This is a genomic window from Paenibacillus sp. CCS19, from assembly GCF_033239625.1.
GTDB lineage: Bacteria > Bacillota > Bacilli > Paenibacillales > Paenibacillaceae > Paenibacillus_T.
Window position 1 is genome coordinate 67,316 of record NZ_BTCK01000023.1, and the last position, 21,910, is coordinate 89,225.

The window sequence follows — 21,910 nt, forward strand, 5'->3', positions numbered from 1 at the left end:
GCAACAAACATACGTATTAGGGAGATGACCGTCATGAAACCATTGATGATGTTTACGGCGGCAGCGCTATTGGCTGCTTCGATCTCGCCGTCGATTGCGGGTGCCGCAGCAAGAGCGGAGGGAATGAAGTTAAGCGTTCAATACGCGCCAAGCTCCGACATACGGCAGCAGACGCTGACGAATTCTGCGGTTAACTTCTCCAAAGAGATGCGCAGGTTGTGGATTGAGCATATCAGCTGGACAGGGCTTTATATCGTTAGTGCACTCGCTGGATTGGAAGACCAGCAGCAAGTGCTCGCTCGATTGCTTCGCAATCAGCAGGATATCGGCAACGCGATCAAACCGTATTACGGAGATGCCGCCGGCAACCAGCTTGCCACTTTGCTTCAGGAGCATATTATGCTCGCGGGCAAAGTACTTGATGCAGCGAAGGCTGGGAATTCGTCAGATCTGAACAAGTATAATGCGGATTGGCATCGGAATGCAGATGAAATTGCACGGTTCCTGGCAGCAGCGAACCCGAATTTGAATGCCAAGTGGCTGCAGGACATGCTATATACGCATCTGAAGCTCATCACGGATCAGGTCGCTGCACGTCTGAAGAAAGACTGGCAGGCGAATATTCATGCAATCGATCAGAACGAGGCGCATATGCTTCATTTTGCCGATGTACTGTCAGAAGGCATTGTTAAGCAGTTTCCAAAACAATTTCAATAGTCGCCTGTAGTTGGTCAATCCGCAGGCACCTCACACAGCCTCTGTCCCGCATCCTTTGGGATGGAGGCTGTTTGCCTTGTCGGTGAAGTTTCGGTTTGTTCATGATCCGGTTTGCTATTGATCGGACAGTCGCTCCAACATTGCATTGCCTGAGCTGCTGACGCGTACATAGGCGAAGCGCGCTTCTTGTTGCACCTCTGCCCCCGTTCCCTCTGGGACGAAATACGTTTCGATGCCGTAATGGACCGTCCCCCAACCGTTCCAACGGCCGTTAATGATTACTTCATTAGGGCCGAGTGCTTCTTCTTTCTTATACAAGCGGTTGAACTGGTACACGCCATTAGCATCGGGTTTAAGCACTACTTTCACTTTACGAGTATTACCATCCTGACGCTCTATCTGAGCGAATTGGGCTGGCGTTGAAATCGTATAAGAAACGGTGACATAGTCGCCTTGCAGCATCGAACGAGGGTCGATTGGCGCGATCGCCAGCTTGATCGGCGTTCCTGTACGCAGCAGATGTTCGCTTGAAATGGCTTGATAGCTCAAGAAGCCAAGTTGAAGGGCGATTGCGATAATAAGCAGCAGCGATCGTGTACCCCAATAGGATGTCGTATCGATAGAAGCTTGCATCGCGGACTTCGCGTTTAATCGCCGCGCATACCAGTAGGTCAATGCCAGCATGATGATGCCCAGCAGTCCAAGCGTCACCGACTTGTGCAGCAGCGACCAGAGCAGATCATAATATTTGAAGCTGACGAAGACGAACCAGAATATCGCGCAGATAACCGCTTCGACTTCTCGATGCTTTCGGATGAGCCAGAACAGCCACAGTGTAACAGCTGCCATGTTCACGATGTTGAACAAGGCGTACGAATGAGGGAATATGTCATCAAAGAATGTCAGGCAGAGCAGATAGAACAGCGTGAAGAAGAAACTGGCCGCTTGGATCGGCGGCAACCATGACATTGAAGGCTCGGCATCACGCTGCATCCACATGTAAACAATTAGATTGATTGCGAGCAGGATCAATATCAAGCCGGCCATCGACCAGTCCTGCGGATCGAATAGTTGGTATAACGTAATATAGGTGTGCAAATTTAGCATCGCATACAAGCTGTAACGCGGGATTGGCCGCTTAAGCAGCGCCAGACCGGCGGCTGATAGGATAAGGAACGATCCATCTGTCAGGAAGGAGCCGATGAAAGCAATCGCGATCGTGCCCGTGACGAAGCCGACAGTCAGAAGCGTATAGCGGACGGTGGCTTCGGCGCGCGAATAAACGAGCATCGGCACAATGAGCAGCAGACCAATCGTATATAGGGTGTACCATGGATCGGAGTTATCCGTCAGCATCAGCACAAGGCCGAATATAGAGGCGCTCCCAATGATTGCAGCAAGGCTCGTTATCGCAGTGGATACGATAACGGCAGTCAGGTGACCGCGCTGCCGATGAACGTTCTTACTTGGCGGCAGGAGCGGCTGCGTCTCCTGTGCACTTGGCGTCGAGGCTGCTTGCGAGTGGTCGTCTGCCTCATGCGGAATGTCCAGCTTGTTCACTCGACGGAAGAATAAAATATTGCCGGCGAGCAGCGCCGCGACGAACAACAAGCCATAGAAGAAGAAAGCGACCGAAGCGAATTCGACAAGCAGTTCGATGAACTTGAGCACAGCGAAGGCTGAAGCTAGGAGCGCGCTGAGCGTCAGATAGATTTTGTCTAGTTGAATGCGCATGTAATAGTAGATCGAAGCAGCAATGGCAGCGATCGATACGATGTTCATTAAGATGCCGTAATCGTTGAATACGAGTGAATTGGACATCCAGATCAAGGACAGTTGGCCTACCAGGAAGCTCAGCAGACGGATCGGGGCTGATTGGAGCCGCTTCTTCTCCGTCAGCAGGAGCAGCGCATGGTTGAGCAATGCGAACAGCGACCAGATGAACAACATCTTGCCTTCGCTGTATTGGATCGATAGATCGGTCGGATAGAAGTACATCCATATGGTGATATGGCTCAAAATATAGGCGAGTACATATAACGGACGATAGTGCGTAATTAGGCTAAGCAGAAGAGCAGCAATCGTCCAGATTAGGAACAATCCGTAGCTGTCTGCATGTGAATTGTAGATCTGGCCTAACAGCGCGACCGATGCACCGAAGGCAACGCATCCGCCCAGCAGCAATACAGCGGACAGGAACAGATGATGACTGCGCATCGCTTGGATACGGGAGAAACCATAAGAAGCACCATATAGGACAACCACAAGCGCTCCGGCCAGCACCGTGCGGCTGATGCGCTCCATGCCGCCCCAGTTGGCAGCGAAGAAGTAGATGATGGCGGCGAGAATCGTCGAGACGCCAAGTATGAAACCAGTCCTCACTGTGCCGAGTCGAAGCATTGCTTCACATTCCTTCCTGGTAGATGTCGCACTAATATTGGTCTAGCCTCATTATAATGATCGAATTACCGCTCTCCTAGTACCAGATTTGGATAGTACCGGTGATTTGGCGGACGACAGATCGGCAGACAGCAGCTGCGGATAGGTGGACAGACAGAGCGATACAGCCTGTGCTACGATAGAGTTAACGTTAGGATGGGAAGCGAGGACGAGGGATCATGGAGCCTTTCACGCTGCGGGCGGTTGCGATAATCAAAGGGATTCCCGAGGGGCAAGTAATGACCTACGGTCAAATTGCGGGGCTGGCAGGCAGTCCGAGAGGGGCGAGACAGGTCGTTCGGATCTTGCATGCGATGAGTGCCAGTCAGGGTCTGCCTTGGCACCGCGTCGTTAATGCGCGTGGAGAAATCGCGATCAAGGATTTCGAAGGGAAGGATACGCAAGCTTTTCTGCTTCGGCAGGAGGGCGTCCATATCGGTCTGGAAGGTCGCATTGACCTGGAAGAGTATCGGTATTGGCCGGAGTAATGCATGGGGCTAGACAGTAAGTGTGGATGGGGAAGCTGTGGGATTTTGGATCATTGCCGCGTTTCATGCCCTATGAGATGATAGTTGGACTAGCGGTATAACTGTTGGAATAAGGAGGCTTATGACGGCATGAATGCTTATATCAATCAGCGGGACGGGATCGTGCCGGCAGTCTGCTCTTTGGATTGCCCTGATCAATGCGGCCTGCTTCTTCATAAGAAAGACGGCGTTATCGTGAAGGTGGAGGGCGACCCGAACCATCCGGTGACGCAGGGCAGCATTTGCAACAAGGTGCGCAATATGGGCGAGCGGCTGTATGATGCGAACCGGCTGCGCCATCCGATGAAGCGGGTTGGCGCCAAGGGTGAAGGCAAGTTTGAACGCATCAGCTGGGAAGAAGCGATCGAGACGATCACTTCCAAGTGGAAGGCGCTCGTTGCGGAGCATGGACCGGAGAGCATTCTGCCTTACAGCTTCTATGGCAACATGGGACGGTTGAACGTGGAAGGCATGGACCGGCGGTTTTTCAATCGGTTAGGGTCAAGCCGGCTCGATCAGACGATCTGCTCGGTAGCGGGCGGCGTCGGTTATTCGTATACGATGGGCGGCAGCTATGGAACGGACCCGGAGGAAACGGTGCATACGAAGCTGTTCCTCATGTGGGGCATTAACGCGGTCAGCACGAATATGCATCAGGTCGTACTGGCGGAGAAAGCGCGCAAGAATGGCGCGAAGATCGTCGTGATCGACGTTCACCAGAATCAGACGGGCCGATGGGCGGATTGGTTCATTCCGATTCTGCCCGGTACGGACAGCGCGCTGGCCCTTGGTTTGATGCATGTGCTGTTCGCAGAAGGGCTGACGGATGAACAGTTCCTCTCCGAGTATACGATCGGGCATGAGGAGCTGCGCGAGCATGTCCGTGCCTACGATCCGGCAACGGTATCCGCGATAACGGGCGTGCCGGAGGGCGACATTGTGAAGCTGGCGCGGATGTACGGGACGACTTCGCCATCGCTGGTCCGCATCGGCAACGGCTTGCAGCATCACGATAACGGCGGCATGAACATTCGGACCATCGTCTGCCTGCCTGCGCTGACAGGACAATGGTTGGTGCCAGGAGGCGGCGCGATGAAGGGCAACAGCGGCTTCTTGAAATTCAACACGACTGCGCTTCAGCGTCCCGATGTGCGGAAGAACCCGGATGCGCGTCTCATTAATATGAATCAGATCGGCAGCGCTCTGCTGGAGCTGGACCCGCCGATCAGGTCGATGTTCGTCTACAGCTGCAACCCGGCGCTCGTGGCACCGGAAGGCAATAAAGTGAGAGCTGGACTTGAGCGGGAGGATTTGTTCCTCGTCGTGCACGATCTGTTCCTGACGGAGACGGCGAAGTATGCGGATATCGTCCTGCCGTCTACTTCTTCCTATGAGAACACGGACTTGTACACGTCATACTGGCATCATTATGCGCATTTGCAGCAACCGGTCATCGAGCCGTTCTTCGAGAGCAAGTCGAATGTGGACATCTTCCGACTGCTTGCGGAAGGGATGGGCTATGAAGACGAGATGTTCAAGGATACGGAAGCGGAGATGATTGCGCAGGCGCTTGATTTTCCGGCGAATCCGTATTTGTCGAGCATTGATTACGAGAAGCTGGAGCGGCACCAGTTCGTGAAGGCGGCCGTAACGTCGGACTTTATTCGGAATTTACCTACGCCTAGCGGGAAAATCGAGCTGTATTCAGCGGCGATGGAGGCGGACGGCTATCCGCCGCTGCCAACCTATGTGCCGCTCGTGCATGACGGCGACTATCCATACTTGTTCATACCGGCGCCGAATCACAACTTCTTGAACACGACGTTCTCGAACAATGCGAAGCATGTACGGATGGAGAAGCTGCCGAAGCTGTTCATGCATACGGCTGATGCGGAAGCCTCGGGCATTGCGGACGGCGACAACGTGCGAATCTGGAATGACCGCGGCGAATGCGAGTTGACCGTTTCCGTCGGGGAGACGGTGCTGCGCGGCGTTGTGGTCAGCCAAGGGCTGTGGGCGGACCAGCCGGGCTCGAAGCACAACGTCAACGCGTTGACGCCGGACCGTCCAGCCGACATGGGCGGCGGCGCAACCTTCTTCTCGGGCCGCGTGAACGTGGCGCGAGCTTAATAGCTTGTGGAGTAAGGCCGAGCAGACGATAATGTCTGCTCGGTTTTTTGGTATGCGTCAGCACGAACAATTTTTTTATCCTCCGACCGAACTTTTTCCCAGTATCCGACCAATAAACCTTGAAATCACCATTAACTATAAGAGATAGGGAGAGTTCGGAGATGAGTAGACAGCAACAACGGTACAGACTGTTCTTGGCGCTGCTGGTCGGCATGACGCTCATGTTGGCTGCTTGCGGCAAGGAAAAGTCGACTACACCGCTGGATTACAAAGATAAAGTCGAGGGAATCGATCTTAGTCAGGAAAACCCGCAGTGGGCGGAATGGGGCAAATCGGAGGCGGAAATTAAGAAGGACCGAGGCGAGCCTAACCGACGAATGAAGCAGGCAGGTGACAATGTCGTGCTGGAGTATGCGGATTATCAATATTCGCTCATACGGGACAGCGTTGAGGTTTATGTCCTCATGCCAGGGCAGGAAACGGCTAAAGGCATCAAGGCCGGGGGACCCGCCAGCGAAATTGCCAACGCGTATGGAAAGGATTTCTATAAACGGACGCAGAACAACATGGATATCATCGGTTATATCGACAAGAAGCTGGAACGAGCGCTTGAATTCGTTATTCAGAATGGTCAAATCTCAACGATTATCGTATCGCGGTTCTCTTTATTCAAATAAGAGATAAACCGTTAACCGGAGGTAGGCGTGATCCACGAAATGGAGTTGCAGCCTTGGCTTGAACGGATGATGGAAGGCGATACCGAAGCATTTCGCGAGGTCTATGCACGCATTCACCCGCATGTGTATCGCACCGTATCGTTCATGGCAGGTCATAAAGATGATGTCAGCGACATTGTGAACGAAGTGTACATCGCCCTGTTCCAAGCGCTGCCGAGCTATAAACCCGAGCAGCCTTTTCGCCCATGGCTTAATGGCATTATTGCACGTCAGACCAGCAATTGGAGGCGGAGGTTATGGCGGCGAATGAGGCTGGCCGACCGCAGCCGCACATTATCCAAAGTTGAACCGCCGCACGTTCAGCCTGGAGACGGGCTGCTCAAAGCGGAGAGCAGCAGCGAGCTGCTGCAGCATGTCGGGCGATTATCCATGAAGCTGCGGCAAATTGTTGTGCTTCGTTATTATCAAGACCATACGTACGAGGAAATGGCCGACGTGCTGGACATTCCGGTTGGAACAGTCAAATCGCGTCACAATGCAGCACTTGTCAAGCTGCGACGGCTCATGGAGCAGAACGATGCGACTCCTGCAGCGGCGGCATCCAACATCGGAGAGGGGGCGGGTCATCGTGTCCATTCCTGAGCGGTTAAAGCAGGCGTACGAGCAGCAGGCCGAATCGATGAATCCGCAGCTGGAGCCGGATTCCAAGCTGCTGGCTCAGTTTGCGCATCATTCTGCGCGACAACAACGGCGTACAATCGTACAATCACGGCGGCACACTTGGACGCGTCCGCTCTTCATGAAGATCGCCATCGGACTTACCGTACTGGCGCTTGTATCCGGCTTCGCCGACTATATGTGGATTCGAATCGGGGACGATCGGGTCAATATCCAATACAGCGAGGGCATTGATCGCGCATTGGATGCCTCGATGCTGAGTGAGCTGCATTCGGAGCTGGAGCAGGTGCGCGGTCAGCTTGCCGCTGGAGAAGCGGCACTCGTCTATTCCCCGAACATTGGCAAGCTGATACCAGAGATGAGCGAGATGCCGTATATCACGGTGTCCAATCCGATCATGATCCAAGGGCATGATGCATGGAAGAACGTCCTGGAGCAGGAGGTGGGCACAGGTTACAAACTACCTCCCGAGCAATCCCCGGATACTAGGCTTACGTTCGCCGGCGGCAAGCGGGAAGGGGTTTACGGTCCCGACTTGACGAGCAGCGACATGACAATGCTGCAGGAGATGAAGAAGCAGGCCAGCGGAACGAGTCGACTGGCATGGCGTATTCGTCCGGCGAAGCAGGAGTCCGATCCGCTGATTCGCTCCTATACCGCGTTCTACACCGATGGGCATGGCAATCGGATTGATGTAAGCCTCCAGCTCGCGATGGAACAAGTCGAGATGCGGCTTATTGCCAGCGGAGCGGAACAGTCGGTTGAGGTGAACGGAGGCAAAGGCGTGTACCTGCGCTCGGAGCCGTTTATTCTGAGCGAAACGAACCAATATCAGACGATTCAATGGTTGGAGACGCATGATGATGTTACAATAATTTACAATGTAGGCAGTGCATCCGCAGCGGTGACCAAGGAGCAACTGCTCGCCATTGCGGCAAGTATGAGCGAATAAGGGGGAGATCGGAATTGGCATCCTCACAGACGAATTCGACGTTCAGACAGGTGCAGGAACAGCTGCACACCAAGGCCTATCAGTCAGGTACGTCATTCAAGCTCGCAGTCGGGTATCATTATTTGACCATTCTGTTCGGCACATGGCTCATTTGCGGTGTTTTTATCGACGGATATGCGCATAACCATGGGGTTGTCGAGACGTTCTTCACACCCTGGCATGCGATTCTGTACTCAGGGTTTCTTGTATGCGCGCTCTGGATGAGCTATCTTGTCTACCGAACGAAGCGGATAACGGGTTTGTCCTGGCGGCTCTCCATTCCGAGCGGTTATGGACTTGGCCTCGTTGGAGCGGCTGTATTCCTGACGGGCGGGCTATGCGATATGGCGTGGCATATTATCTACGGCATTGAGGAGGATGTCGCAGCGCTTCTCAGTCCGTCTCACCTCATGCTGCTCATCGGCGCACTAATGATTCTGTCGAGCCCCTTCCGTTCGGCATGGAATGAGCAACAAGACGCGCCGGGCTGGCGGACGTTCGCGCCCCCATTGCTGTCCGTTGCGCTGACGCTTTCCGCCGTTAGCTTCTTCCTTATGTATGCATGGATGTTCCGTTACAATCTGGCGTCGCAGCCGGTAACAGACTGGTATTTAACCAAATTCTACTCCGGCCATATTCAACAGATGAATGAGATGCGCGGCCTGTCCTACCTGCTGTTGAACACGATGCAATACATGATCCCGCTGCTGCTCCTGATCCGCAGATGGCGTCTGCCGCTGGGCACCGTCACCGTGCTGTTCACATTCGTTACCGTGCTCATGAACGCGCTCGACGGATTCGAGAATGCGGTATCGATCGCGTTCGCTTTCGCTGCAGGACTAGTTGGCGATCTGGCTTACCGCTGGCTGAAGCCGAATGAAACGAACAGACTGTGGGCGATGCGCGTCTTTGCTCTTCTCGTGCCTGCCGTGCTGTGGACGTTATATTTCTGCTGGCTGAAGGCAACGGACGGCATTGGCTGGGAGATTGAAGTATGGACAGGCGCAATCGTCAGCGCTGCGCTTGCCTCGCTGGCGCTTAGTCTGCTCGCATTTCCTCCCCGCCAGCCTGAGAGCAGGCAGGAAGGCGCATGAAGCACCTGAAATTGCGCAAATTGCTGCTATCCGCGGTTATGCTGCCAGTCATTCTGCTTAGCAGCGGCTGCTCAACTTCGATGAGCAACGTCGATATTGAACCGCCCACAAGCGGCATCCTTCATTATCTTCAGCAGAGCAGCATGGCGAACGTATCGGATAACGCCTATCAGGTGCAAGTCGCAGCCATCGACGGGACGGATCGGCTTCTCGATGGCAGCAATGCATTATCTCTCCGTGTGCTTGATCCATCGGGACAGCCCGTCTCGAAGTTCACCGAGGACATGACGAAGCTGATGCACCTCATCATCGTTAATCGTGACCTGTCGATATTCCAGCATCTGCACCCGGAATACAGGGGGGATGGCAGCTTCGAGACAACGGCGGATTTTCCCGCTGGCGGGGAGTACTTGCTTATTGAGGAGTTTGTGCCCGACGACCAGCCAATTACGGTAACGAAGCAGTGGGTGAGCGTAACGGGCAAGGAATCGGCGGAGAAGCGGCTTCAACCAGGTCAAGGGATGGTTCAGACATTGGGTGGTATAACCGCCAGCGTATCCATCATGCCCGATCTGGGCTCGCTCCGTGCAGGACAGATGGTCATGATCGAATACCATCTGGCTGACGCGAAGACAGGCGAGCCGCTTCAACTGGAACCGTATCTTGGAACAGCAGGTCATTCTGTCATTTTGAACGAGGAAGCCGATCAGTACGTTCATGTACACGCGGTGACCGAGATGAGCAACGGCTCGAACGTCATGTTCCACACGGCGTTTCCTGCTGCCGGCAAATATCGCATTTGGGGACAATTTCAGTACAACGGGGAAGTTCTCACGCTACCTTTCGATGTTGAAGTGCAGCCTTAATAGGCTGCACTTTCTTGTTTTAAGCAAGCGTTAATTCCATATTCAGGATAGGTTCAACTTTCCAATGTAAGCTTGTCCCATTGAGATGAGACATTCCGACATCCAGGGGGACGAGCGAGATGAACAAACGGAGAGGCTTTAGAACCGTAAGAGCCAAAATGACGCTGGTATTCGCAGCGATGATATTAATGCTGATAGGCGTAATCGGCGTTAGCGTGGGACAGATGAACATTATGCAGCGCACAACGGTAGAAATTACGGATAAATGGATGCTCAGAAGCGTTATGGCTTCGCAGCTTAGTTATTGGACGGAGCATGCGGCAGCAACGGATTTGAAGCTGCTTGCAGATTCGGACGCATCCGTCATTAGCGAGTATGATGCGGAATCGGAGAAAGCTTTTCAGCAGGCGACAGACAATCTAGCGCGCTATCGCGAGACGCTCGATTCGGCCGCTGATACCGAGCTGACCCAAGCAGCGGATCAAGTGGAGAAGGCTTGGACGAATTACAAGTCGCTGCATGAGCAGTTCGTTACCTTAGCATCGACAATCAGCTTGAAGCAAGGCTCGGAAGGGCATGAGGCGGAGGTTGAAGCGCTGCTTCAGCAAGCGAATACCGCAATGGCTCAAGTAACGGAGCAGACCGATAAGCTGCTTCAGGCAGGCATTGAAGGTGCGTTGGCCAAGTCAGCTGAAGCCGGCACGGCTACCAAGCATGCATCGGATTTGCTGCTCGCCAGCGGCATTATCGCATGCTTGATCGGCATTGCGCTGCTCATCATCATTACGCGCAACCTGTCTGGCCCTGTTAGAGCTGTATCGGAAGCGCTTCGGCAGGTGGCGCAGGGGGATTTGACACAGCAGGCGCTGAAGGTTCGCAATCAGGATGAGATCGGCGAGCTGGTTGTATCGCTCAACGTCATGACCGAGCGGATGCGGACGCTGCTCAGCGGCATGCAGCAGGCTTCCGGTGTTGTATCTTCAGCCTCGGAGCAGCTGCAGGCTGGTTCGAGAGAGGCTTCACAGCGGGCGGAATTGGTTGCAGCAACGATTCAACAGGTAGCGAGCGGCGCGAGCGACCAACTGATACGTGCGGACGAGACGGAGCGGGCAATGGATGAGGTGGCCAGAGGCGTGCAATTGATCGCAGCCACTTCGTCTGAAGTATCGGAAGCTGCAGGTGGTGCGGCGCGCGAAGCCCAGGTTGGCGGCGAGTCGATCAAGCAGGCGGTGGAAAGCGTAGGCCGCGTTCATCATACATTGGGCCAAGCAAGCGAGCATGTCGATCAGCTCGCGCAGCGCTCCTACGATATTGTGGAGATGGCTGCTCTCATTCGCGAGCTGTCCAGTCAGACGAACCTGCTTGCGCTGAACGCAGCAATTGAAGCGGCAAGAGCGGGCGAACATGGCCGAGGCTTCGCGGTCGTTGCCGGCGAAGTGCGCAAGCTTGCCGAGAAGTCGACGCAGACAGCCGAGCATATTGCGCTTCTCGTTGAGCAGGTGAAAGTCGATACCGAGCATTCGGTGAAGTGGATGAACAGCGGATTGCTGGAAGCGGGCGCAGGTATGGATGCGTTCCGCAGCGCGGGTGAAGCGTTCCGCAGCATTATTGCAAGCGCAGAGGATGTCGCGGACAAAATTCAAGGCGTCGCAGCCGCTGCCGAGCAAATGGCTGCAAGCTCCGAGCAGGTAACGTCGGCGGCGGCTGCGGTCAATGAGATCGCGGTCAGCTCGGCGCAAGGCGCGAGCCGTGTAGCGGCTGCGAGCGAGGAGCAGTTGGCGGCGATGGAGGAGACGACTGCATCAGCAGAGGAGCTGAGCAGTGTTGCGCTTCGGCTGCGTCAAATGGCACAATCGTATAAAGTGTGACGTTAGTGGCAACATTTGTCGCGTGTGATTCGTCTGTGGTGTTGTAAGCTTACGAATGACATGGACGAAGGAGAAATGAATGATGAAGAAGAAAATGATTAGCGCGGTTTTGGCGATGGCTCTGATGGTTCCATTCGCAGGTCAAGCACTGGCTTCCGCTCCATTCACCGATATTAGCAGCCATGCTGCGAAGACGCAGATCGAATCGCTCCAATCGCAAGGCATTATTAACGGCGTGACGGCGTCTGAATTCCGTCCAGCGGATTCGCTGACAGCAGCGCAAGGCGTTACGCTCATCGCTCGCAGCATGAATCTGAGCTTGGCTGCGATTAGTTTCATCGAGGCACCGACGGCGTCCGGTTGGTTCAAGAACGTCAGCGACGATGCTTGGTACGCGAACGATTTCATTAACGCGAAAGCGAACGGTCTCGATCTCGCTGAAGATATCGATCCGAAGGCGCCGATGACGCGCGAGCAATTCGTGCACCTGCTGGTGCAAGGACTCGAGAAGACCGGCAACTATCCGCTGATCAAAATGTACATCAACATTACCGACGAAGCCGACATTACGACGGAGTACCAAGGTACGATCCAACGCGCATTGCTGTATAAGCTCGCTGAGCTCGACCAAGACGGCAATTTCGATCCGCAAGCGGTCGTAACGCGTGCAGATGCGGCTGTACTGGTGTACAATGCAGTTAAGTTCGTAGAAGCGCATCAAGAGCCGGTTATTGAAGAGCCAGTTGCCGAAGAACCAGCCGATGACAGCGCAGCTGCGGTTGAAATTAAATAAGCAGGCACCGTACGAGTGCTGTCATCGCGCGGCGCGGGGAGCGGAATCATCTAACGGTTTCGCTTCAGGCGCAGCGCGGCATAACTCCTCGTATCGGACAGCCTTAGATACGAAGGAGTGAGACGGTAATGCAAATCGAAGTATGGTCGGATTTCGCGTGCCCTTTCTGCTATGTCGGCAAACGTCGGCTGGAGGCGGCACTAGAGAAGTTCGAACACAAGAATCATATCGATATTCACTATCGCAGCTTCGAGCTGGATCCAAGCGCGAAGAAGGATTATGGACATGATGTGCATGACATGCTGGCGACGAAGTACGGCATGTCGCGTGAGCAGGCGGTTCAAATGAATGAGAATCTGGGTCAGCAGGCTGCATCGGTTGGCCTCCAGTTCAACTTCGATACGCTCGTGCTCACCAATACGTTCGACGCACACCGTCTGTCCCACTTCGCTGCGCATCATAACAAGCGCAACGAGATGACAGAGGTGCTGCTCCGCGCTTACTTTACCGATTCGAAGCATCTGGGCGACCGCGATACGCTGCTCGATCTGGCAGCGGAAGTAGGGCTTGACCGCGAGGAAGCGGCGGAAGCGCTCGATTCCGGACGGTTCACCGAAGCGGTGCGCGATGAGGAGTCTGAAGCGAACGATCTCGGCATTCGCGGCGTGCCGTTCTACGTCATCAATCGCAAATACGCGATTTCCGGCGCGCAGTCGCCAGAGACGTTCCTGCAAGCGTTGAATCAGGCTTGGGAAGACGCTAACCCAGCGAAACTCGTGAACGCAGTCAGCGGTGACGCTGGCGTATGCACGGACGATGGCTGCGCGATCGATACGGCTGATGTGAACGCAGACGCGAAGACGAAGTAGTTATAGGCAAGTCGGTAGAGGAGCCGCCCTGGCATCATTGGGGCGGCTCTTTGTTTTGTTTGTCAGCTCAAAGAGGTGCTCAAACCTGCAAATTAGTTATCCTTTGAGCTCGGCGTTGACTCATCCGAGGCAAGCTTGCATTTGATGCAGGTATTTACATGTGAAATCGGCGAAACCGGGTTCAGCGCCTGATAAGCATGCAGGAAATGCAGGTTTATTGCTCGATTGACTCCCGGACGCTCGAAAAGCATGTATCAACTGCAGGTTTGGTTGACCGAGTGTGCGTTCGACTACCGCCAGCCTTCACACATGAAATCGCCGCCGCTTGGACAAGGTAGCAAGGAGAGCGATTTTACAGCGATGAGGAGGTATGCAGGATGGGAAGAAGAAATCGCAATCGACTGCTCGTGCCCGGGGCGCGGCAGGGAATGGATGCATTCAAGGCGGATGTGATGCGGCAGGAAGGTTACGCGGTCGATCCGAACAGGCCGGATGACGTGAAGTTCGAAGTGGCGCAGTCGCTTGGCGTGCCGCTGCAGCATGGCGACAACGGTAATCTGACGACCGAGGATGCCGGCCGCGTCGGCGGCAAAATCGGCGGTTCGATGGTGCGCGAGATGATTCGACTGGCGCAGCAACGTTTATCGGACGAGTCGAATAAGTGAGACAAGGCTGCATAGGTGAGGGTCGGGCGGCGGCTATGCCGTCCCGCGCCGAATGCCATGCTAAACGCAAAAGCAGCATCGCCGTTATCGGACGATGCTGCTTTTTTTAATACCAATATTATTTCACCATGTACTTGAGGACGTCATCCATGATCTGCAGACCTGCGATGTTGCCGCTGTACAGCCAGCTGCTCGATGCAGGCAGTTCGTGTACATTCCCGGCTTTCACCGCTTTGAGGTTCTTCCAGATCGCGTCGTTCTTCACCGCTTCCGATCCTGCCGCGTCGCTGTTCACGAGGAAGATGTGATCGGCGTCCAACTCGGCGAGCTTCTCGAGCGAGATTTTGTTCCAGTTCGCTTTCTGATCGGCAGGGAGGTCCGCTACAACGTTAGGGATCTTAACGCCCAGCTCGTTGTACAGAATGCTGCCGCTTGCCTTCGTCTCGTCGACGATGTAGAACGTGTTCGCAACGAACCACAGCGCCGCTGCGGATTGACCTGGCGCGGATGCTTCCAGCTTCGCTTTCACGTCTGTGGCCTTCGCGTCGTAGGCTTCGAGCGCTTTCGTCACATCATCCGACTTGTTCAGCAGTTCGCCGATCTTCGTCAGCGCTGCACGCCAGTCGTTCGTAACGGCGTCGCCGAGTACGTACGTTGGAGCGATCTTCGCATATTGATCGTACAGACCGTTCTGAACGGACGACTCCGAACCGATGATGATCAGGTCTGGCGAGAAGCTGATCACTTGCTCAACCGGCAGATCGTAGCCGATCGTCGGTACGCCTTCGAGGCCGCTCGCTTGCAAGTAATCTTGAATGCCGTTCGCGACCGACCACTGTGCAACTGGCTTTACGCCGAGCGTAGCAAGATGGTCTTCGAGGTAGGAAGCGAGCACCTTCTGCGGGTTCGCGGGGATCGTCACTTCGTGGCCCATCGCGTCCGTTACGACCTTTCCTTCCTCTTTCTTATCGCTGCTGCCGCAAGCCGACAAGAACATGGCCAGAATCATGATGCTCATGAGCACAATACCGAGTTTGCTTTGCTTCGTCATTGAGTAGTTCCCCCTGATGTCCATTTAGTCCTATATTCGCGTCAATCGCGTTCGGATATACCGTTATCGGTCAAATCACTATGCATCATCATAAATGAGAATGAATCTCAATGTCAAGGTGATAAGCTGTCAAAACGGACAGGAATCAGAGGGTTGGTGCAACTTACCACATAACAGACTTACTCATGCGTTTACTTCGCCTTGTGACCTTGCAGCGTCATGCCAGGGCGGAACAACAGCTCCTCTTGAACTGCATTCGATTTGGCCGATATCGATTCTACCGTCAGCTTGTAGATGACCGTGCGGCTTCCGAGCGAAGAACGATACTTGTCGAGGTGCGACGCGGCCAGCGGCTGATTGTAGAAGCCTGGCATGTACTTATCGATCATCGCCTGCATGACAGCTGTCGATTCCTCGAGCGTATCAACAGTCGATAGGCGGCCGAATAGCATAACGCTCATGTAGGCAGTATCGATATGGGCAGGAACAGGGGAAGTCAACGTGCCGTACGACTGGCTCACCGTGAAACAGCCCTGTCCATTCCGGCGCATATAGTCCGCTTTCCGACCTTCGGATGCTCCGTGAAAATAAACAGCTTTCTCATGCCATACAAAATTAAGCGGAACAACGTACGGGCTATCGTCTGCGGACAAGCCTAGAAATCCGGTCTCCGCACGCTCCAGAAATTGTTGAATGGCCGTCTCGTCCTTACACTCGCGCAGCTTCAGACGCATCGAAGAATACATAGCGGGCAGCCCCTTTCGAATTGGAAATATGTTAAAATCCATAATAGATAACGATTGACCATATGGAAATGGACAGAATTCGATAATCTTATAGGGTCAGATGAGGGGCTGCATAAGGATGGAATTGACGCCAATGCTGGACCGGGCAAGCGACGAGCCGCTGTACATGCAGCTGTATCGACATATCCGGAGCCGAATGGAGAACGGGACGATTGAGGTTGGCGAGCGGCTGCCGTCGATTCGGGCGCTTAGTTTGCATCTGCATATTAGCAAAATAACGGTGGAGGCCGCGTATCAGCAGCTGATTGCGGAAGGCTACGTGGAAAGCCGGGCGCGCAGCGGGCTGCGCGCGCTGTCGGTGGAACGAGCTCCGCAGGCCGATGTGCAACCTGGCGGAGCAGCTGGAGCAGCTGGAGCTGCTGGGAATGCGGAGGCGCCGGAAGCAAGGCCGGCCGTGGCTGCTAAGCATCGGACGCAGCCGTCGTCCGATGTCTTGGTGCGCCCGAACGCAGCAATCGCAGACGGTGCGGCTTCCGCCGATCCAGCAGCGTCGTTGTCAGCGCAGGCGGCTGGCGTACCGCGCTGCATCGACTTCGATTTTCAATACGGCGATATCGAGGTGGAGCGATTCCCGATCAAGGCTTGGCGTACCGCGATGCAGAACGCGCTCGATTATGATCTGCATGAGGTGTTCGGGTACGGTAATCCGCAAGGCGATGAAGGGCTGCGGGCAGAGATCGCCCGCTATCTGGCGCAGTCAAGGGGCGTACATTGTACGCCGGAGCAGATTGTGATGACGGCGGGAACGCAGCAGGCGCTGTCGCTGCTCTGCCGTCTGCTGCCGCTTGCGGGACGTACGGTTGCGATGGAGGAGCCGGGCTATCACGGCGTGCGGACGGTGCTTATCGATCATGGATGCAAGCTGCTCCCCATTCCAGTAGAAGCGGATGGTATTTCGGTGTCGGTACTGGCGTCGCATGACACAGACATTTCCGCCGTCTACGTGACGCCATCGCATCAATTCCCGCTGGGCGGCGTGCTGACCGTTCATAACCGCCAACAGCTGCTCCAATGGGCGTCGGAATGCGGCGCTTATATTCTCGAGGACGATTACGACAGCGAGTTCCGCTACCAGGGTCAGCCGATTCCGGCGCTGCAGGCGCTTGATCGGGAAGGACGCGTCATCTATCTCGGCACGCTGTCCAAGTCGTTCCTTCCGGGCATACGGATGAGTTACGTCGTCCTGCCGGAGGCGTTTGCCGGACCGACCATGCGCGAGAGGCTTGCCCGTTATAGCTCGCCGGTATCGCCGCTGCTGCAGCGGGCAGTGCGGCATTTTATGCAGGAGGGTCATATGGAACGGCATGTTCGGCGCATGCGCAGGCTGTATCAGGCGAAGCATCGGCAGCTCATTCATTCGTTACAGGCGCATATGGGGGATCGTGTAACCATTATCGGGCAGAAGGCGGGGCTGCATCTGCTGCTCGACGTCCACGAAAGACGCCGCAACGAGTTGATCGCGCTTGCCGAGGCGGCAGGCATTCGCGTCTATTCGCCCGCAGACCAATGGGGGGATCGATCGGCTTGTCCGGAGTCGCTCCTTATGCTCGGATTCGGCGGTCTGCAGGAGCGCACGATCGATGAAGCGGTCAGGCGGCTCGCTTCGTGTTGGTTTGGCTAATGAGCAAGAGGGCGGACGCACGTGTGATCGTGGCGTTCGCCCTCTTTTTACAACCTATCTAGCAACTCGGACCCATACTGACGGAATAGCTCCTGCATGGATTCGCGATCGCGCCGCTCCGCACGGTGAATGGCTTCAATGAGCGGATGAATCTGCCCTTGCATAATAATAAGATAGCGGGTCGTCTCGGAGGAGGGGTTCCAGAACGTATGCGGCGTCCCATGTGGGACGATGACGGCTTCGCCTGGTCCAGCCGTAACGACCTCGTCCCCGACTCGAACGCTGAGCTGCCCATGCAGCACATACCATGCTTCGTCATCGTGATGATGCAGGTGCAGCGGTGCCATCCACATCGGCACTTCACCAGGTGGCGTTCCTGGCGCTTCCCACTCCGCCATTGCAAGCTGCGCGCCGCTTGGGAACAGCAGTCCGCCGGCTGCCAGCGAGGCGAGATAATGGGATTGACCCGGTATTTGCGTCATGCGATACACCTCACTTGGTACGTTGAGATTCGTAAAATATCGTAGGTTCGTTCAGTCGTATTCCACCTAACACCGCCGTATATTTACCAATACGGCCTTCGGGTATGCAGCAAACGGCTGCAGGCTAGCCTTGGCGAATCTCACTCGTAAGTGCATGCAAGTTGCCTTCCGGATCGTAGAAGAACGCCATCCAAGTCTGAACTCCGTTCATCTCTGCGACTTTATGCGGTTTTCCACGGAGCTCGGCACCTCTTGCCCCCAGTTTACTCCAAGCGGCCTCAATGTCCGGCACATAGAAATAAACGGTGGAGCTGGGATGATTGAATTCGGGAGACTCTGGTACGCTGAGGAGCAGCTGCATGCCGCCGCATAGGACGATTGCCATATTGGACTGCTTGAACAGTAGGGGAAGCTCTAATGTTTCATTATAAAATGTAACCGCTTTCTCGATATCCTGCACAGGGATGGAGACTTGATAGATGCGTTCGATTTGCAATGATGTTTCGATCATGGGCAACCTTCCTTTGCGATGAAATGTTGTTATAACTGGATTCTATATTCGACATCTGGGATGTTTTCCCTTGTGAGGAGGAGTTTCATGGCGGGAAGAAAAAGGCGCAGGCGGATTCAAATGGCCGGTCTTGCGTCAGCGCTCCTCGTTGCTGCAATTGCGGCGGGCTGTACGAAGTCTGAGGAGACGGAGTCTAATCCTGAGCCTGAGCAATGACCGTGTCTTATGCGGAATATGCTTCTGGCCGGCGAGATTCGCACAAGCTGACAGGCAGGGAGGTGCATAAGGTAGGACGGGGTGAGCAGAATGTACACCAAACGTTACAAAAGTGCTGCTATCTGGGGCAAACTGCGCGTATGCCGCTATTTGACGGGGAATGAGACGCTGCGAGCGGCCGTGCCGCACAGTATGCTGCTGACGCCGGCTAATCTAGCCGCGATGACGGAGGCGCATGATGCAATCTATGTGAAGCCTGATATCGGGTCGATGGGCATCGGCATACATAAGCTCGTTCGCACGGCGAACGGGTTTGTGCTGTATTCCACGCAGTGGCGCCGGCAGATCAAACGCGAAGCGAAGGACGCAAGAGAAGCCTACCGCCTGCTGCGCGGACATAGCAAGGGACGCATGCTGATTCAGGAAGCGGTCTTGATCGACCATGTCGACGATCAACCGTACGATATTCGCGCCATGGTGCAGCGGCGGCCTGGCGGCCCGTGGACGTGCACCGGGTTCATGGCGAAGATCGGCGGCAGCGGGAGCATCGTGACGAACTATTATCAAGGCGGACAGATCTGGACGCTGGAGCGGCTGCTGCGCGAGAAGGGCTATGATGCGGAGAAGAGCCGAATGCTGACGGAGCAGCTGACGACGAAGGCGCTGGAGACGGCACAATGGCTCAGCGGCAAAAAGCAGGGCATGCGCGAAATGGGCATCGATTTTGCTTTTGACCGGGACGGTAGGCTGTGGGTGCTCGAAGTGAACTCGAACCATCCGCAATTTCATCCGCTTAGGAAGTTGGATCCGGCTGCTTATCAGCGGATGATGTCATACGCGCGTGCTTATGGCAGGCATGACGCGCAATAGACAACCGATTGGCATGCTGTGCTACAATAGGGCTATTCTAACGGAATAGGTGCGGGTAGCCATGAATGAAATGAACATTAGCAGCGTTCTCGCGGCGGACGGATCCATTCGCGAGGACGCGATCGTGCGGCGAGACCTGCTCGGCAGAGAGGACAGCGGCGTCGTTGTGGAGCGGCTCGTGCTCCAAGAGCAAGGAATGAGCGTCGTCCGCAAGACGACGCCGAACGCAGCGTTGGCAGCTCGTGAAGCGGGGCTGTATGCGGAAGTGCTTCCGCTGCTGCCTTCGGTTTATCCTCGCCTGCTCGCCAGTGTGATTGCGGAAGACGGAAGCGTGTCGTCGCTCATCTATGAGGATGTCTGTGCGATCGATCATCGATATGACGAGCAGCTTGCAGTAGAATTAATTGGCCATATGGCACGCTGGCATGCGATCAAAGCGACGGGGCTGAAGCTTGACGGCGAGCGGGGGCCAAGGCCTGACTATGAGGAACTTGCGGCGGAGCTCATTATGGCGCTGGGTTGGAGCTGGCGGCCTGATGAGGATGAACGGTTGTTCGGAGTGGAAGCAGGGCTGGTGAAGCGCGTCTATGATCAAGCGAAGCAGCAGCCGCCGGTCATTAAGTATGTGCTGTCGCACGGCGATCTGCATGCGGGCAGCTATGGCCGATCTGCGGCAGGGACGCTCGTCGTAACGAACTGGGCGCATCTCCACCGCAACAGCCCGTATTGGGACCTTTATCATCTGCTCGATATGCCCTCGTCGACTGTTCCTCATCTGATTGAGGATGCTGCATGGGATCGACTGCTTACGGCATATTGGCAGCAGGCAGGAGAAGGGATTGTACCGGCTGAACAGGCTGCGTTCATGCGCGAATATAGTCTATTCTCCGCAGTGTTCTCGTTCTGGCAGCTGCAGGAGATCGAGCGGAAGCTTGCTGCTAGCGAAGATGAGGAGCATCGTGTGCGGCTGATGAAGGAACGGGAACTGGCGGCATCGGCGTTCCGACGCTGCGCGGAGCTGGTGTAGCTGGGTTTAAGCTTTACATAACAATGCGTGCTCAAAAAAGTGCGGGTGGTTTTTTGCACCTGACGCGTATAACCATCTTGCGATACTTCGTGATGAGAAAACCTCTATCGAGGCCTTTCGAAGATGAGCGACCTACAGCTTTGAGGAGCAAAGCAGCTTCGTAAGCATGAGGTAGGTTTTATCGCCAATAAGAATCTGTTCTTTCGAGACGCTCGAAAACTTATTGATTCTTATGTGGTCAAAAGCGGATTTTTTGAACAACCTTTTAATAGGTAAATTAGCAGGTTAAGCTAGGCTCGTACATATAGATGATGGATGGCTGATCGGGAAAGTAGGTTGCGATAACATGTCGATGACGGATTGGATTGCTTATTGGACGGAAGAGAAACATTTGCTTGACCTGCTTGAGCAGTATCGGTCGCTAGGGCCGCTGCCAGGCGTGGCGCTGACGTTTATGAAATCATTCGTGCCGCCGCTGCCGACGCTTGTCATCGTCGGGGTGAATGCAGCGGTATACGGCTTGTGGCTTGGATTCCTCTACTCATGGCTCGGCCTTGTGGCCGGCTGCCTTGTCACCTTCCTGATCGTTCGGCGGATTGCGGATCACCCGTTTCTGCAGCGATACGCGCAGAGGAGGAAGGTGCAGAACGGATTGCGTTGGGTGCGGCGCAATGCGTTTAGCTACGTGTTCATCCTTAGCATTTTTCCCGTGGGACCGTTCGTTGTCGTCAACGTAGCGGCCGCGCTTGCTCGGATGCGATTTCGATCGTTCCTGATTGCTGTCGCAGCGGGCAAGGGCATTATGGTGTTTGCGGTGTCGCTCGTCGGACATGACGTTGCCCGCTATTATCGGAATCCGGAGCTGCTGATCTATATTGCGCTGTTGATTGCGTTGTCGCTGGTCATTATGAAACGAGTAGAGGCTCGTTATATGCGGAGCGCGGAGGAGAACGTTGTAGAGATACAAGGCGAGGCAGAGGCGAAGTAAAAAATGTACAGGCTGGGAGGTGCG

Annotated in this window: 22 protein-coding genes; 17 read left to right on the forward strand and 5 right to left on the reverse strand. The window is 54.9% G+C overall.

Annotation, left to right across the window (positions count from 1 at the left end):
- The first annotated feature begins 24 nt into the window (after positions 1-24).
- Positions 25-717: a glycosyltransferase gene (locus SBI19_RS16660; RefSeq protein ID WP_483312302.1), complete on the forward strand. Its 693-nt coding sequence runs from the start codon at positions 25-27 to the stop codon at positions 715-717.
- A 114-nt stretch (positions 718-831) separates the two neighbouring features.
- Here SBI19_RS16660 and SBI19_RS16665 read toward each other — a convergent pair whose 3' ends face one another.
- The gene (locus SBI19_RS16665; RefSeq protein ID WP_317970150.1) at positions 832-3,117 is read right to left on the reverse strand and encodes a GDYXXLXY domain-containing protein; all 2,286 of its coding nucleotides are present in this window, start codon (positions 3,115-3,117) and stop codon (positions 832-834) included.
- Positions 3,118-3,335: 218 nt separating this feature from the next.
- Between SBI19_RS16665 and SBI19_RS16670 the strand changes: the two genes are divergently transcribed.
- The 11 genes from SBI19_RS16670 (at position 3,336) to SBI19_RS16720 (ending at position 14,314) form a co-directional block, all read left to right on the forward strand.
- Positions 3,336-3,644, forward strand: a complete 309-nt coding sequence (locus tag SBI19_RS16670) for an MGMT family protein (RefSeq protein ID WP_317970152.1) — start codon at positions 3,336-3,338, stop codon at positions 3,642-3,644.
- 129 nt (positions 3,645-3,773) lie between these two features.
- Entirely contained in the window at positions 3,774-5,813 is a 2,040-nt protein-coding gene (locus tag SBI19_RS16675) for a molybdopterin-containing oxidoreductase family protein (protein ID WP_317970154.1), read from the forward strand.
- 161 nt (positions 5,814-5,974) lie between these two features.
- On the forward strand, positions 5,975-6,490 hold the full coding sequence (locus SBI19_RS16680) for a hypothetical protein (protein WP_317970156.1): 516 nt from the start codon (positions 5,975-5,977) through the stop codon (positions 6,488-6,490).
- 27 nt (positions 6,491-6,517) lie between these two features.
- Positions 6,518-7,132, forward strand: coding sequence for a sigma-70 family RNA polymerase sigma factor (locus tag SBI19_RS16685; protein ID WP_317970158.1), 615 nt, complete (start codon positions 6,518-6,520; stop codon positions 7,130-7,132).
- Positions 7,119-8,120: a hypothetical protein gene (locus tag SBI19_RS16690; RefSeq protein WP_317970160.1), complete on the forward strand. Its 1,002-nt coding sequence runs from the start codon at positions 7,119-7,121 to the stop codon at positions 8,118-8,120. Before SBI19_RS16685 ends, SBI19_RS16690 begins: the two co-directional genes overlap by 14 nt.
- 14 nt (positions 8,121-8,134) lie before the next feature.
- Positions 8,135-9,253: a hypothetical protein gene (locus SBI19_RS16695; RefSeq protein ID WP_317970162.1), complete on the forward strand. Its 1,119-nt coding sequence runs from the start codon at positions 8,135-8,137 to the stop codon at positions 9,251-9,253.
- The gene (locus SBI19_RS16700; protein ID WP_317970164.1) at positions 9,250-10,119 is read left to right on the forward strand and encodes a hypothetical protein; all 870 of its coding nucleotides are present in this window, start codon (positions 9,250-9,252) and stop codon (positions 10,117-10,119) included. The genes SBI19_RS16695 and SBI19_RS16700 overlap by 4 nt, the downstream gene beginning before the upstream one ends.
- A gap of 119 nt (positions 10,120-10,238) precedes the next feature.
- A complete protein-coding gene (locus SBI19_RS16705) occupies positions 10,239-11,987 on the forward strand; it encodes a methyl-accepting chemotaxis protein (RefSeq protein WP_317970166.1) in 1,749 nt (582 codons plus the stop codon).
- Between the two features lie 79 nt (positions 11,988-12,066).
- Positions 12,067-12,780 (forward strand): S-layer homology domain-containing protein, encoded by a 714-nt coding sequence (locus tag SBI19_RS16710; protein WP_317970168.1) that lies wholly within the window; start codon positions 12,067-12,069, stop codon positions 12,778-12,780.
- Between the two features lie 128 nt (positions 12,781-12,908).
- Entirely contained in the window at positions 12,909-13,649 is a 741-nt protein-coding gene (locus SBI19_RS16715; RefSeq protein ID WP_317970170.1) for a DsbA family oxidoreductase, read from the forward strand.
- 377 nt (positions 13,650-14,026) lie between these two features.
- The gene (locus SBI19_RS16720) at positions 14,027-14,314 is read left to right on the forward strand and encodes an alpha/beta-type small acid-soluble spore protein (protein ID WP_317970172.1); all 288 of its coding nucleotides are present in this window, start codon (positions 14,027-14,029) and stop codon (positions 14,312-14,314) included.
- 118 nt (positions 14,315-14,432) lie between these two features.
- On the opposite strand, the gene SBI19_RS16725 is transcribed toward SBI19_RS16720, so the two are convergent.
- Together SBI19_RS16725 and SBI19_RS16730 are read right to left on the reverse strand one after the other, a co-directional pair.
- Positions 14,433-15,365 carry an ABC transporter substrate-binding protein gene (locus SBI19_RS16725; RefSeq protein ID WP_317970174.1) on the reverse strand — a complete coding sequence of 311 codons (933 nt, stop codon included), beginning with the start codon at positions 15,363-15,365 and terminating at the stop codon, positions 14,433-14,435.
- A gap of 191 nt (positions 15,366-15,556) precedes the next feature.
- Positions 15,557-16,111 (reverse strand): pyridoxamine 5'-phosphate oxidase family protein, encoded by a 555-nt coding sequence (locus SBI19_RS16730; RefSeq protein WP_317970176.1) that lies wholly within the window; start codon positions 16,109-16,111, stop codon positions 15,557-15,559.
- A 118-nt stretch (positions 16,112-16,229) separates the two neighbouring features.
- On the opposite strand from SBI19_RS16730, the gene pdxR reads away from it, so the two are divergent.
- Positions 16,230-17,792, forward strand: a complete 1,563-nt coding sequence (pdxR, locus tag SBI19_RS16735; RefSeq protein ID WP_317970178.1) for a MocR-like pyridoxine biosynthesis transcription factor PdxR — start codon at positions 16,230-16,232, stop codon at positions 17,790-17,792.
- A gap of 47 nt (positions 17,793-17,839) precedes the next feature.
- On the opposite strand, the gene SBI19_RS16740 is transcribed toward pdxR, so the two are convergent.
- Both SBI19_RS16740 and SBI19_RS16745 read right to left on the reverse strand, forming a co-directional pair.
- Complete coding sequence (locus SBI19_RS16740) at positions 17,840-18,274, reverse strand: cupin domain-containing protein (RefSeq protein WP_317970180.1); 435 nt, start codon at positions 18,272-18,274, stop codon at positions 17,840-17,842.
- A gap of 124 nt (positions 18,275-18,398) precedes the next feature.
- Positions 18,399-18,785 carry a VOC family protein gene (locus SBI19_RS16745; protein ID WP_317970182.1) on the reverse strand — a complete coding sequence of 129 codons (387 nt, stop codon included), beginning with the start codon at positions 18,783-18,785 and terminating at the stop codon, positions 18,399-18,401.
- A gap of 87 nt (positions 18,786-18,872) precedes the next feature.
- On the opposite strand from SBI19_RS16745, the gene SBI19_RS16750 reads away from it, so the two are divergent.
- The 4 genes from SBI19_RS16750 (at position 18,873) to SBI19_RS16765 (ending at position 21,886) form a co-directional block, all read left to right on the forward strand.
- Entirely contained in the window at positions 18,873-19,001 is a 129-nt protein-coding gene (locus SBI19_RS16750) for a hypothetical protein (RefSeq protein ID WP_317970184.1), read from the forward strand.
- Between the two features lie 90 nt (positions 19,002-19,091).
- The gene (locus SBI19_RS16755) at positions 19,092-19,871 is read left to right on the forward strand and encodes a YheC/YheD family protein (protein WP_317970186.1); all 780 of its coding nucleotides are present in this window, start codon (positions 19,092-19,094) and stop codon (positions 19,869-19,871) included.
- Between the two features lie 61 nt (positions 19,872-19,932).
- Positions 19,933-20,898, forward strand: coding sequence for a hypothetical protein (locus SBI19_RS16760; RefSeq protein WP_317970188.1), 966 nt, complete (start codon positions 19,933-19,935; stop codon positions 20,896-20,898).
- Between the two features lie 346 nt (positions 20,899-21,244).
- The gene (locus tag SBI19_RS16765) at positions 21,245-21,886 is read left to right on the forward strand and encodes a TVP38/TMEM64 family protein (protein ID WP_317970190.1); all 642 of its coding nucleotides are present in this window, start codon (positions 21,245-21,247) and stop codon (positions 21,884-21,886) included.
- Positions 21,887-21,910 lie beyond the last annotated feature (24 nt).

What these genes read in the sequence shown, in the direction of transcription:
- SBI19_RS16660 (WP_483312302.1), top strand. Translation starts at nt 25, where the DNA reads ATGACCGTCATGAAACCATTGATGATGTTTACGGCGGCAGCGCTATTG.
- SBI19_RS16665 (WP_317970150.1), bottom strand. Translation starts at nt 3,117, where the DNA reads ATGCTTCGACTCGGCACAGTGAGGACTGGTTTCATACTTGGCGTCTCG.
- SBI19_RS16670 (WP_317970152.1), top strand. Translation starts at nt 3,336, where the DNA reads ATGGAGCCTTTCACGCTGCGGGCGGTTGCGATAATCAAAGGGATTCCC.
- SBI19_RS16675 (WP_317970154.1), top strand. Translation starts at nt 3,774, where the DNA reads ATGAATGCTTATATCAATCAGCGGGACGGGATCGTGCCGGCAGTCTGC.
- SBI19_RS16680 (WP_317970156.1), top strand. Translation starts at nt 5,975, where the DNA reads ATGAGTAGACAGCAACAACGGTACAGACTGTTCTTGGCGCTGCTGGTC.
- SBI19_RS16700 (WP_317970164.1), top strand. Translation starts at nt 9,250, where the DNA reads ATGAAGCACCTGAAATTGCGCAAATTGCTGCTATCCGCGGTTATGCTG.
- SBI19_RS16705 (WP_317970166.1), top strand. Translation starts at nt 10,239, where the DNA reads ATGAACAAACGGAGAGGCTTTAGAACCGTAAGAGCCAAAATGACGCTG.
- SBI19_RS16710 (WP_317970168.1), top strand. Translation starts at nt 12,067, where the DNA reads ATGATGAAGAAGAAAATGATTAGCGCGGTTTTGGCGATGGCTCTGATG.
- SBI19_RS16715 (WP_317970170.1), top strand. Translation starts at nt 12,909, where the DNA reads ATGCAAATCGAAGTATGGTCGGATTTCGCGTGCCCTTTCTGCTATGTC.
- SBI19_RS16720 (WP_317970172.1), top strand. Translation starts at nt 14,027, where the DNA reads ATGGGAAGAAGAAATCGCAATCGACTGCTCGTGCCCGGGGCGCGGCAG.
- SBI19_RS16725 (WP_317970174.1), bottom strand. Translation starts at nt 15,365, where the DNA reads ATGACGAAGCAAAGCAAACTCGGTATTGTGCTCATGAGCATCATGATT.
- SBI19_RS16730 (WP_317970176.1), bottom strand. Translation starts at nt 16,111, where the DNA reads ATGTATTCTTCGATGCGTCTGAAGCTGCGCGAGTGTAAGGACGAGACG.
- pdxR (WP_317970178.1), top strand. Translation starts at nt 16,230, where the DNA reads ATGGAATTGACGCCAATGCTGGACCGGGCAAGCGACGAGCCGCTGTAC.
- SBI19_RS16740 (WP_317970180.1), bottom strand. Translation starts at nt 18,274, where the DNA reads ATGACGCAAATACCGGGTCAATCCCATTATCTCGCCTCGCTGGCAGCC.
- SBI19_RS16745 (WP_317970182.1), bottom strand. Translation starts at nt 18,785, where the DNA reads ATGATCGAAACATCATTGCAAATCGAACGCATCTATCAAGTCTCCATC.
- SBI19_RS16750 (WP_317970184.1), top strand. Translation starts at nt 18,873, where the DNA reads ATGGCGGGAAGAAAAAGGCGCAGGCGGATTCAAATGGCCGGTCTTGCG.
- SBI19_RS16755 (WP_317970186.1), top strand. Translation starts at nt 19,092, where the DNA reads ATGTACACCAAACGTTACAAAAGTGCTGCTATCTGGGGCAAACTGCGC.
- SBI19_RS16760 (WP_317970188.1), top strand. Translation starts at nt 19,933, where the DNA reads ATGAATGAAATGAACATTAGCAGCGTTCTCGCGGCGGACGGATCCATT.
- SBI19_RS16765 (WP_317970190.1), top strand. Translation starts at nt 21,245, where the DNA reads ATGTCGATGACGGATTGGATTGCTTATTGGACGGAAGAGAAACATTTG.